This window comes from Stenotrophomonas sp. 3diitr2024 (genome assembly GCF_042136455.1).
Classification (GTDB): Bacteria; Pseudomonadota; Gammaproteobacteria; order Xanthomonadales; family Xanthomonadaceae; genus Stenotrophomonas; species Stenotrophomonas sepilia.
The window spans coordinates 1-357 of the sequence record NZ_JBHHMJ010000110.1 but is presented as its reverse complement, the minus strand read 5'-3'; the positions used below and the strand labels follow the sequence as shown (position 1 = coordinate 357).

General features: G+C 61.1%; 1 protein-coding gene. It reads left to right on the top strand.

The window, feature by feature from the left end:
- On the top strand, positions 1-357 hold a 357-nt coding region (locus tag ABGA94_RS02775), incomplete at both ends, for a hypothetical protein (RefSeq protein ID WP_375366329.1).

Here is a 357-nt window from a genome sequence, read left to right as displayed (position 1 = left end):
TTGGCATCATGACGGAAGAGGAAAGGCTGTCCGTCAGCACCCACCTGTCGGGTCATCTGGCTATGGGTGTCGAACTGACGATCCCCAAACCGCTTCAACGCACCACTACTGTCCCGAACTTCTTCGCGGACGCGGTTGCCGCAATGGCTGCGCCTGGATGTGCTGGACCGTGGCAAGGGCATGAACGAGCAGGTGCTGCAGAACGCGCTGATGCCGTTCTATTCGACCAAGCGCAACGGTACCGGGTTGATCGCGTTGAACTGAACCAGGATGGCTCGATGGCGCGCGCGGTGCAGGCCAATGCACTGCACGACGAAAGCGCGTTGAACCGCAATACCGCGCCGGTATCGACGGCGG